Here is a 10,000-nt window from a genome sequence, read left to right as displayed (position 1 = left end):
TCGCCCGTTTGCCCCAGAATCTTTGCCGCCTTGACCATGTCACGGTTCTCAAAACGCGCCCGGTCGGCGGCGGTCGGCACGGGGTCCTTGCCCAGGGTTATGGCCTTCACACCGGCCTTTTCGGCGGCCAGTTGTCCGTAAAAGGCGTAGATGAACTGACCGCCTTCGACGAAATGGGCGTGCGCCTTTTCGGCGTCACCGGCCTGCCTGCGGGCCTCATAGGCGCGGCCCAGCCAATAGTGGGCGCGGCTGCGGGTAATGGGCGAGGTGCCGGCTTCGCGGACCTTTTCGAAGTGGGGCAGGGCCAGATCGGGGCGATTGAGGCGGATCAGGGCGGTCCATCCGGCGAAGAACTCACCCTCGGCCTTCTTTTCGCCGTTGGGGAAGCCGCCGCCGTTCATCGCCTCATAGGCGGCCTGATAGTTACGCGCCTTCAAAGCGGCGCGGAAATAGGACAGGCGCTCGACCCACAGATTGCTCATGGCGGCGTCAGAGGCCGGGGCGGGCGGCAGGTCGGCCAGCAGGCCAAAGCCCAGCGTCTCTAGCTTGGCGCGGCGCAGCGAACGCAGGCGCTCATAGGCCAGAACCGGGTTGCGCGGGCTGACGGCCAGCGCCTGCTCGTACAGGGTGACACCCGCCGCCGAGCCGGAGCGCAGGGCCATAGCTGCGGTGGCCACCTTGCGGCTGGTTTCATCGACCAGCGGCAGCATGGCATTGGTGGCGGGCCCTTGCGTGCCCAGCAGCAGGGTAGTGAGGCGCGCCTTGTGGTCCTCGTTCGTCAGATAGCGGCCAAAGCTGGCCTGAAAGCGCGACTGATCGGTCGCGTCAAAGGCCTGATCGCGCCACCACGAGCGCGCCAGCGCCGAGGCTTCGGCCGTCTGACCTACGCGCTCATAGGCGCTGATCAGGGCCATAGCCCCATCGACCGACAAGGGCGGCGCGCCTTTGAACCACTCGATGGTCTGCTGCGGCGTCAAACTTCCGTTCCCGATCTGCTTTTCGGCGGCCAGTTGGCGCTTCTGCTCGCGCGGCCAGCCCCACAGATCGCGGCGCGCGCCATCGAGCGCGGCAAACCCATAGATGTCGCCGTCCGTGTTGATGATGGCCCACTGCACGATCTTGCGCGCCACCGGATCGCTTAAGCTGCCGCGCAGCGACTCAGCCAGAGCGAAATTCTTGCTGCGCGCCGCCTCCAGCGCCTGTTTCAGCGTGGCGCGGTCGGCTTCGGTGATAAGCCCCGCCTGATAGGGACGCGGTGCCGAAGTCGTGTCCTGCGCCAGAACGGGTGACAGGGCCATGCCCGCCGTCAGCGCAATCAGGGCCGCGCCGCCCATCCAGCGGCACCACGACGTCACCGAGCGCGCGTTGAATGTCCGGAAAGCCTTGGTCATCACAAATTCCTCAAGCGTAGGGGGCAGGTCATAATGGTCGTACATGACGGCACAATTGTGTGTCCGGGTTTTGTACCGTGATTTCCGCAGTGCGGTGGTCACGCTTCGATCACAAAAACCGTCAGAGCAAACGTAACGGCGTAATGGTGCGGATATTTAGGTTCGACGCAAGTCGCGCCTTATTCCGACGTTTTCTTTTTACAAAGTCGTTGCAGCAAATCCATTGTGGTTTTAAGGCTCATCCCCACATTTCGATCTGTCTTAGAGCGGAATGACTTTTAATGAATCGTCATTCCGCTCTAAGATTTTGTTTGATCGCGCAATTGTTCCGAAAAGTGCTGCCCACTTTGTCGGATTGCGCTTAATCCGGATGATGACCTCCATGTCGAACCTTGATGCCCTGCCCCTGTTTTCCGGCGTAATTACCGCGCTGGTGACACCGTTCAAAAACGGTGAGGTGGACTATGCGGCGTTCAAACAACTGGTGGAGACGCAGATCAAGGCGGGTGTGCACGGTCTGGTGCCCGTCGGTACGACGGGCGAAACCTCTACCCTGTCAATGGAGGAGCACAAGGAAATCGTGCGCCTGTGCGTCGAAGTCGCCGCCGGGCGGGTCAAGGTCATCGCCGGGGCCGGGTCGAACAACACCGCCGAGGCGCTGGAACTGGCGCGTCATGCCAAGACGGTCGGCGCCGATGCCGTGCTGGTCGTTGTGCCCTATTACAACAAGCCGTCTCAGGAAGGTTTGTATCAGCATTTCAAGGCACTGAACGATTCGGTTGAGATACCGGTGATGCTGTACAACGTGCCCGGCCGCACGGTGATCGACATCACTAATGACACCATTGTGCGCCTGTCAAAGCTGCCCAACATCGTTGGCATCAAGGATGCCACCGGTGATCTGGTGCGCATGAGCCAGTTGCGGATTGCTATCGAACCGGGCTTTTCGTTCATCTCCGGCGATGATCCGACGCTTCTGGGCTATATGGCGCACGGCGGTCACGGCGTGATTTCGGTGACCTCCAATGTCGCACCGGCGGAGATGGTGGCACTCTATAATGCCGCGAAGGCAGGTGATTTCGCCACCGCCCGGACCTGGCAGGACAAGCTGATCAAGCTGCACAAGGTGCTGTTTGCCGATGCGTCTCCGTCCCCCACCAAATACGCCCTGAGCCGTCTGGGTCAGACGACTGACGAGGTACGCCTGCCCATCGTGCCCTGCGCCGACGCCGTGCGGCCGCTGGTTGATGAGGCCATGAAAGCCGCGGGGCTCTGACTTGGCCGAAAAAGAGCAATCCAACTATAAGGTCATCGCCGATAACCGGCGGGCGCGCTTCGACTATTTCCTCGAAAACAATACCGAGGCAGGCATCGTCCTGACCGGCACCGAGGTCAAATCGCTGCGTCAGGGCCGCGCCAATATCGCCGAATCCTATGTGTCGATCGAAAATGGCGATGAGCTGGTGCTGATCAATGCCGATATTCCTCACTATGGTTTTGCCAACCGCTTCAACCATGAGCCGCGCCGCCATCGCAAGCTGCTGATGCACCGGCGTGAGATCGCGCGCTTCATGATCGCCGTGCAGCGCGAAGGCATGACCATCGTGCCGACCAAGCTCTATTTCAACGACAAGGGCAGGGTGAAGGTCGAGATTGCTCTCGCCAAGGGCAAGAAGCTGCACGACAAGCGCGAGACCGAAGCGAAGCGCGACTGGGGCCGCGAAAAGGCCCGTCTGTTGAAAGACCACGGATAAACAAAAGGCCCCGCCGGGTGGTGGGGCCTTCTTCTTTTAGTCTTCGAACTCGTCGTGGCGCGTATTGGCCTGCTGCTGACGGGGGCGGCCTACGACGCTGGCCAGATCGGCCAGATCGACAAAGGTGTCGGCCTGACGGCGCAGTTCATCGGAGGTCATCGGCGGTTGCGACTTGACGGTCGAAACGACCGTAACGCGACAGCCCTTGCGCTGTACGGCTTCGATCAGGCGGCGGAAGTCGCCATCGCCGGAGAACAGCACCAGATGGTCGGCGTGGTCTGCAATTTCCATCATGTCGCAGGCGATTTCGATATCCATATCGCCGCGCCACCGCTTGCGCCCCTGCGCATCGGTATATTCTTTGGCGGTCTTGGTAATCAGGGCAAAACCGTTATAGTCCAGCCAGTCTACCAGCGGGCGGATGGGCGAATAGTCGTCACCCTCGACCAACGCCGTGTAATAGTAGGCCCGCAACAGAACGCCGCGTTTACGAAACTCATCGAGAAGCTTGCGGTAATCAATATCGAAGTTAAGGGCCTTGGCTGCCGAGTAGAGGTTGGCACCGTCAATAAAGAGAGCAATCTTGTCGGTTGGATAAAAACTCATTTAAATGTCTTTCGTTTAAAAAAATCGAAGAAAAAAATGTCTAAAACAGTATCGGCGTTATCGGCGAATGGGCCTGACATTTACATTGCCTATGGCGCGAATTTGCCTCACGAGTATCTAAATCCTTTGCAGGCCTTGGCGAGGGTTGTCAAGCGCTTGTGCCTTGATGACATAAAGGTTACGCAGATTTCATCCCTGTGGCGTTCGCAGGCCTGGCCGGACCCGGACCATCCGCCGTACCACAACGCTGTCATGGCGGTTTGCACCACTTTGAAACCGGACGATTTACTCAGGTACTTACACGCGCTGGAAGCCGAAACCGGTCGCGTGAGGGGCGAAAAAAGCAATCTGCCGCGCGTGCTCGATCTCGACCTGATTGTCTATGGCGATGTTGTGCGACAAGGCGACCTGGTCCTGCCGCACCCGCGCGCCCATGAGCGGGGCTTTGTTATGGGGCCGCTGGCCGAGATTGCGCCGGACTGGCGGCATCCGGTGTTGGGGTTGAGCGCGCGGGCATTGTACGCGCGGGTGACTGTGGGGACGGACGCCTATCCGGCGGAGGATACGTCCGCCTTATTAGAGCGGAATGATTTCTAGTGGAATCATTCCGCACAAGCCGCCATTGAGGCGGCGGCCAAGGTGGCGATGCCCGCACCCGGCGAGGGACTAAACAAAAATCTAGATCATTATGTTTCTACCAGAAATCATAATGATCTAGACCGCTGAGGGCGCTGTTCCAGCCAGGTGTAGAGCCCGACACCACCCAGCACCAGCGCGGTGCCGATCAGGTCGATCAGCGAGAGGTTTTCTTTCAGGATCAGAACGCTCAGTCCCATGGTGAAGATGGGATTGATGAAGCCGATGACGGCATTGGCCTGAGAACTGATGCGCGCCAGAGCGAAGCTGACCAGATAGCCGGGCAGGACGGTCGCGCCAATAGCCAGACCGAGCGCCAGTGCCCACAGTCCCGGATCAGCCGGGATGGCGCTGGCCTGATGCGTCAGGCCGAAATGGATGAAGGTGGCGATGGCCGCCCCCACCATGCCGACCGAGGTAAACAGGGCGGCGCCCATCTGCGCGATCAAAGGCTTGGCCAGCAGCAGATAGAGGGCGAAGGCGACTGAGGAGGCCATGACCCAGCCAGCACCGATGGCAACGTCCGGCCCGCCGCTGCCCGCTTCTGACCAGAAGACGAGGGCCAGACCGGCATAGGCAATTCCAAAGGCGGGCAGGGCCAGTATCTTCAGTGGCTGACGAAACAGCCACGCCCCCAGAAGGATGACGAACAGGGGGTAGGTGAACAGGATCAGGCGTTCAAACTGCGGCGACAGGTGCACCAGCCCTTCGAAATCGGTATAGCTGGCGAACCAGTAGCCCAGTGCGCCAACCGCCAGCGCCTTGAGGTACAGGCTGCCCGACAGGGGCGCGGCCTTGCGCTGGCGATAGCGGGTGATCAGGCCGACGGCTATAAAGAACGGCGTGGCGATGAGAAGCCGAAGGGTCAGCAGAGTCGAGGCATCGACCTGATAGGCATAGGCCAGCTTGATAAAGATGCCCTTGGTGGCGAACAGGAACGCTCCGGCCAGAGCCAAAGCATAGCCGCTCCAGCGCGACAGGGCGGACGGGGACGCAACAGGGGAGGACGCAGCGGACATGATGCGCGTCTCTTAGGCGAGGCGGGCAGGCGGTGCAACCGCTGCACGGCGGCTTGAACGCAAATGACAAGTAATTCTTGTGTTTTGCAGCGACACTGGCTAAAGACAGGGCGAACGAACACGGCTCACGCTGTCGGTCAAGGCGAAGTGCGTCTTGGCGGCGGCGTTTTTGTCATTATTTGCAAAGGGTTCTGCATGGCTCGCGTCACCGTCGAAGATTGCGTCGAGAAGGTCGATAACCGTTTCAATCTGGTGCTGCTGGCGGCGCATCGCGCCCGCGCCATCTCTTCGGGTGCTTCGATCCTGCTCGACCGCGACAACGACAAGAACCCGGTCGTGGCCCTGCGTGAGATCGCCGAGGACAAGCTGCCGCCGGAAAGCCTGACCGAGAGCCTGATCGCCTCGCTGCAACGAGTCGATGAGCGCACCGAGGCCGAGGAAGAGGCCGAAACCCTGGCCCTGCTGGCCGATCCGCAGCACCAGCAGATGTCGGAAAGCGAGCTGATCCGCGCGCTTCAGTCCGATCGCGACGGCGGTCAGGAAGAACGCTACTAAGCCTCTGCTATTCAACGCATTTTGAAAACGCCGGACTGTCGCTCAGTCCGGCGTTTTTATCTGTGCGCCCCCTTGCCCATAACTTTGCGCATAACACCAACGCCCGAAGATGCTGACGCATCCGGTCGTTTAAAAAACTCGCGAATATCTCATATGTATCAAAGGCATAAGACATTCGCGAAACGAATACCAGAGTCGTCTTCAATACCTCCTGGTATAAACCCTGCTTTTTTATTGGCGATTAAAGGTTTGCGGGGTTACTCTTTGACTCGCGTGGCGGGGCTCTTATCTAAGGAGCCTGCATGTATGAGAAGAGTACGGTTCTGGACATGGCAACTGAAGGGCAATCGGTAATCACGGCACGGGTTTCGTCTGAAAACGAACCGCCTGCCGTGCCGCCCGGTTTCCCGGAAGAAAAGCCTCAGGAAGTGCCGCCCGGTGAGCCAAAGGAGGGGGATGTCATACCCCCGCCCGAAACACCGCCGCTCGATCCGGTGGAAACCCCACCGCTCGATCCGCCGGCGGAAGCGCCTCCGATCCAGACACCCCCTGAAATGCCGTCAATGACGGAGAAGGCGCAGGCTCCCAAGCCTGCGCCTACCCCCGCTCCGAAGCGCCGTTTCCTGCGTCAGATGGAGTTGATCGACCGCGTCGCCGCCTATGACCCGACCGTCGATGAGGCGCTGCTCAACCGCGCCTATGTCTATGCCATGCGTATGCACGGCGCGCAGTTGCGCGCGTCCGGCGACCCCTATTTCGCCCATCCGATCGAGGTGGCGGGGATTCTCACCGACTACAAGCTGGACTCGGCGGCCATTGTTACGGCGCTGCTGCACGACACCATCGAAGACACGCCTGCCACGCGCGAGGAAATCGCGTCGCTGTTTGGCGAAGAGATCGCGCAACTGGTCGAAGGCGTCACCAAGCTGACGCGGCTGGAGCTGAAGTCCGAATATACCAAGCAGTCGGAAAACCTGCGCAAATTCATTCTGGCCATTTCCAAGGACGTGCGCGTTCTGCTGGTCAAGCTGGCCGACCGTCTGCACAATATGCGCACCCTGCAATACGTGCCGGAGCACAAGCGTGAGCGCATTTCGCGCGAGACGCTGGAGGTTTATGCGCCGCTGGCCCGGCAGATCGGTTGCAACCGCTTCGCCACTGAGCTGGAAGACCTAGCCTTCACCTTTATCAATCCGCGCGGGCGGGCGGCGATCCTGCAAAGACTGGCCGATCTGCGCGATCAGAAGGGCGCGGCGGTCGCCGATATTGCCCGCGACATTCAGGACACGCTGTCGGTCGCCGGTATCCGGGCGCGGGTGTCGGGGCGGGAGAAATCGCCCTATTCGATCTGGCGCAAGCTGCAACGCAAGTCGATCGGCTTCTCACAACTGTCGGATATTGTGGCGTTTCGCGTCATCGTCGATAGCCCGGACGACTGCTACTTGTCGCTGGGCGTGCTGCACCGCAAGTGGCCATGCGTACAGGACCGCTTCAAGGACTTTATCTCGACGCCGAAATCCAACAACTATCAGTCCCTGCACACCACCGTCATCGGCCATAAGGGCGCGCGCATCGAAATGCAGATCCGCACCGAGGTGATGGACCGCGTGGCCGAAGAGGGGCTGGCGGCGCACTGGGGCTATAAGAACCAGTCCTATGGCTTCGATGAGGCGGCGGCGACGCAATGGGCGGAACGCAACCCCATCGCCAATCTGCGCGCCATCGTGCAGATCGCCGAAAATGGTGGAGATTCCGATGAATGGGTCGAACACGCCAAGCTGGAAATGTTCCTCGATCAGGTCTTCTGTTTCTCGCCCAAGGGCCGCCTGATCTCCCTGCCGCGCGGGGCCATGCCCCTCGACTTCGCCTATGCGGTGCATACCGAGGTGGGCGACAAGGCCATCGGCGCCGTCATCAATGGCGAGCACAAGCCGCTGCGCACGCCCTTGCAGAACGGCGATCAGGTCGAAATCATCACCGGCGTCGAAGCGCGCGTGAACCCGGACTGGCAGTCCCTGACCATTACCGGTCGGGCGCGCGCCGCCATCCGCCGCAGCATCCGTCAGACCCAGCGCGACGACTTCATCCGTCTGGGGCGCTCAGCGCTGGAACGCGGGGCGGCGCAGGTCGAAAAGACCCTCACCGACATGTCCTGGCGTCCGGCCTTTGAACGCTTTCAGGTGCAGAGCGAGGACGAACTGTTTGAGCTGTGTGGCCGCGGCAAGATCGCGCCGGCCAAGGTGCTGGAGGCCCTGTTCCCCGGCCTGAAACTGCCCGCCACCCTGACCACCGATTCCTTCAGCCGCATCAAGGATGGCGAAGACGCCACCGCCTTTGTGCGCGGCCATGCCCTGCGGCCGCAACAGAAGATCGTCTTTTCGCGCTGCTGCACCCCGGTGCCGGGCGACCGCATCGTCGGCATTGTCGAAGGGGCGGAGGTGCACGTCCATTCCATCGAATGCGAGCAACTGGAAACCTATGAGGGGCAAAAAGAGGTGTGGATCGACCTGCAATGGACGCTCAACGCCGAAAAGAACACTGTCTCGCCCGCCCGTATCCGCGCCAATATGCGCAACAAGCCGGGTGTTCTGGGGCAGGTCTGTACCCTGATCGGTGAGGCGAAAGGCAATATCGTCAATATCCGCCTGTCCAATCAGCAAGTTGATTTTCTCGATGCCGAATTCGAGGTCGAGGTGCTGGATGCCCGCCACCTGACCAATATTACGGCGGCGATCCGCACCAATCCCTCGGTCGAAGGGGTCGAGCGGATCAGGGGCTGAGCCGGGTTTATTCCGGCGTGATGAGGGTCATGCCCGAGTGATCAGCCGCCGCCACGTCAAAGGTCAGGGTCTTTTCGCATCCGGCGCTCAGGTTTAGCCGGTGGATCAGGGCGTCAGCAAAGTCCGCCTTGCCGGCTTTGCAATCGCCCAACGCCCGATAGAGGTCGGGCTTGTGCTCAAAGCGGAGCTGATAGGCCCCCAGTAAAATCTCAAGCGTTTCAATGATGGCGTCGCGGGTGAGTTTATAACTGCGCGTCAATACCCATACGGTTTCGACACAGGTCACCACCGATACAAAACCCGGCTGATCGTCCGACAGGCCTTCGATCAGAGCCGAAGCCAAAGCGGCCTGGGCCAGATCGTCCTGCATAATGTAACGAACGATGACGTTGGTATCGAGCCCGATCATTCGCCGGACGCAGCCTGCCCGATGGCCTCATTCATCTCTTCGACACTGACGGGGCGGTCCGGCTTGCCAAAGCGGCCCTTGAGTTCTGTCATCGAGCGTGTGGCGGCAAACAGCAAAAACTTGCCAGGTTCGACCTCGACGAATTCCACCCGGTCGCCCTGACTGACCGACATGGCCTTGCGCACCTCAGCGGGAATAGTGATCTGACCTTTGGTGGTGAGGGTTGCGGTACTCATTTTCCGGCCTCCAGTGCCTTACTTTAGTGTAAGGATGCGAGGTAAGCAAATCACGAATGTGTCGGGATGCGCCTGAAATACTTATTGGGTCGGACGACGATTTGGCCTATGTAGCGGCAAAACACATACTGCCGGGACCCTCCCATGACCTCTGAAGACGTGATCAATGAATTCCGTGACGCCAATGCTCTGAGACAGGGGCATTTCGTGTTGTCGAGCGGGCTGCATTCGCCGCTGTTCCTGCAAAAAAACCTCGTCTTTATGAATGCCGACCGCTGCGAGCGCCTGTGCAAGGCGCTGGCCGAAAAGATCGTGGCGCAGGCCGGCAGCGTCGATGTGGCGATTTCGCCGGCCGTGGGCGGCATCATTCCCGGCTATGAGACGGCGCGTCACCTGAAGGTCCCGTCCATGTATGTTGAGCGCGTCGAAGGTGAGTTCAAGCTGCGCCGCGGCTTCCACATCGAGCCCGGCGCGAAAGTGGTCATGGTCGAAGACATCGTCACCACCGGCCTGTCGTCGCGCGAATGTATCGCGGCCATTCAGGCGCTGGGCGGCGAAGTCGTCGCGGCGGCCTGTATCGTTGACCGGTCGGGGGGCAAGGCCGATGTCGGTGT

General features: G+C 60.4%; 10 protein-coding genes and 1 pseudogene. 6 read left to right on the top strand and 5 right to left on the bottom strand.

Going from position 1 to position 10,000, the window contains the following annotated elements:
- A pseudogene (locus LDL37_RS08480) lies at nt 1-1,391 on the bottom strand (lytic transglycosylase domain-containing protein); the annotation flags it as partial.
- 382 nt (nt 1,392-1,773) lie between these two features.
- Here LDL37_RS08480 and dapA point away from each other — a divergent pair.
- A complete protein-coding gene (gene dapA, locus LDL37_RS08475) occupies nt 1,774-2,667 on the top strand; it encodes a 4-hydroxy-tetrahydrodipicolinate synthase (RefSeq protein ID WP_290796722.1) in 894 nt (297 codons plus the stop codon).
- A gap of 1 nt (nt 2,668) precedes the next feature.
- Complete coding sequence (smpB, locus tag LDL37_RS08470) at nt 2,669-3,145, top strand: SsrA-binding protein SmpB (RefSeq protein WP_013480432.1); 477 nt, start codon at nt 2,669-2,671, stop codon at nt 3,143-3,145.
- Nucleotides 3,146-3,181: 36 nt separating this feature from the next.
- Here the strand turns inward: smpB and LDL37_RS08465 are convergent, their stop codons facing one another.
- Nucleotides 3,182-3,751 carry an NYN domain-containing protein gene (locus LDL37_RS08465; RefSeq protein WP_290796719.1) on the bottom strand — a complete coding sequence of 190 codons (570 nt, stop codon included), beginning with the start codon at nt 3,749-3,751 and terminating at the stop codon, nt 3,182-3,184.
- Nucleotides 3,752-3,787: 36 nt separating this feature from the next.
- On the opposite strand from LDL37_RS08465, the gene folK reads away from it, so the two are divergent.
- Nucleotides 3,788-4,348, top strand: a complete 561-nt coding sequence (gene folK / locus LDL37_RS08460) for a 2-amino-4-hydroxy-6-hydroxymethyldihydropteridine diphosphokinase (protein ID WP_290796716.1) — start codon at nt 3,788-3,790, stop codon at nt 4,346-4,348.
- Between the two features lie 107 nt (nt 4,349-4,455).
- Here the strand turns inward: folK and LDL37_RS08455 are convergent, their stop codons facing one another.
- Nucleotides 4,456-5,406 (bottom strand): DMT family transporter, encoded by a 951-nt coding sequence (locus LDL37_RS08455; RefSeq protein ID WP_290796714.1) that lies wholly within the window; start codon nt 5,404-5,406, stop codon nt 4,456-4,458.
- A 195-nt stretch (nt 5,407-5,601) separates the two neighbouring features.
- Here LDL37_RS08455 and rpoZ point away from each other — a divergent pair, with 195 nt between their 5' ends.
- Entirely contained in the window at nt 5,602-5,961 is a 360-nt protein-coding gene (rpoZ, locus tag LDL37_RS08450) for a DNA-directed RNA polymerase subunit omega (RefSeq protein WP_013480428.1), read from the top strand.
- A 563-nt stretch (nt 5,962-6,524) separates the two neighbouring features.
- Nucleotides 6,525-8,741 (top strand): bifunctional (p)ppGpp synthetase/guanosine-3',5'-bis(diphosphate) 3'-pyrophosphohydrolase, encoded by a 2,217-nt coding sequence (locus LDL37_RS08445; protein WP_290796725.1) that lies wholly within the window; start codon nt 6,525-6,527, stop codon nt 8,739-8,741.
- Between the two features lie 7 nt (nt 8,742-8,748).
- On the opposite strand, the gene LDL37_RS08440 is transcribed toward LDL37_RS08445, so the two are convergent.
- Together LDL37_RS08440 and LDL37_RS08435 are read right to left on the bottom strand one after the other, a co-directional pair.
- A complete protein-coding gene (locus tag LDL37_RS08440) occupies nt 8,749-9,150 on the bottom strand; it encodes a type II toxin-antitoxin system VapC family toxin (protein ID WP_290796711.1) in 402 nt (133 codons plus the stop codon).
- The gene (locus LDL37_RS08435; protein ID WP_290796708.1) at nt 9,147-9,386 is read right to left on the bottom strand and encodes an AbrB/MazE/SpoVT family DNA-binding domain-containing protein; all 240 of its coding nucleotides are present in this window, start codon (nt 9,384-9,386) and stop codon (nt 9,147-9,149) included. Before LDL37_RS08435 ends, LDL37_RS08440 begins: the two co-directional genes overlap by 4 nt.
- 144 nt (nt 9,387-9,530) lie before the next feature.
- Here LDL37_RS08435 and pyrE point away from each other — a divergent pair.
- The coding region (gene pyrE / locus LDL37_RS08430; RefSeq protein ID WP_290796705.1) for an orotate phosphoribosyltransferase at nt 9,531-10,000 on the top strand (470 nt) is incomplete at its 3' end.

The sequence above is a fragment of the Asticcacaulis sp. genome (assembly GCF_020217185.1).
Lineage (GTDB): Bacteria > Pseudomonadota > Alphaproteobacteria > Caulobacterales > Caulobacteraceae > Asticcacaulis.
The sequence above is the reverse complement of the archived record's forward strand: the minus strand, read 5'-3'. Positions and strand labels throughout refer to the sequence as shown.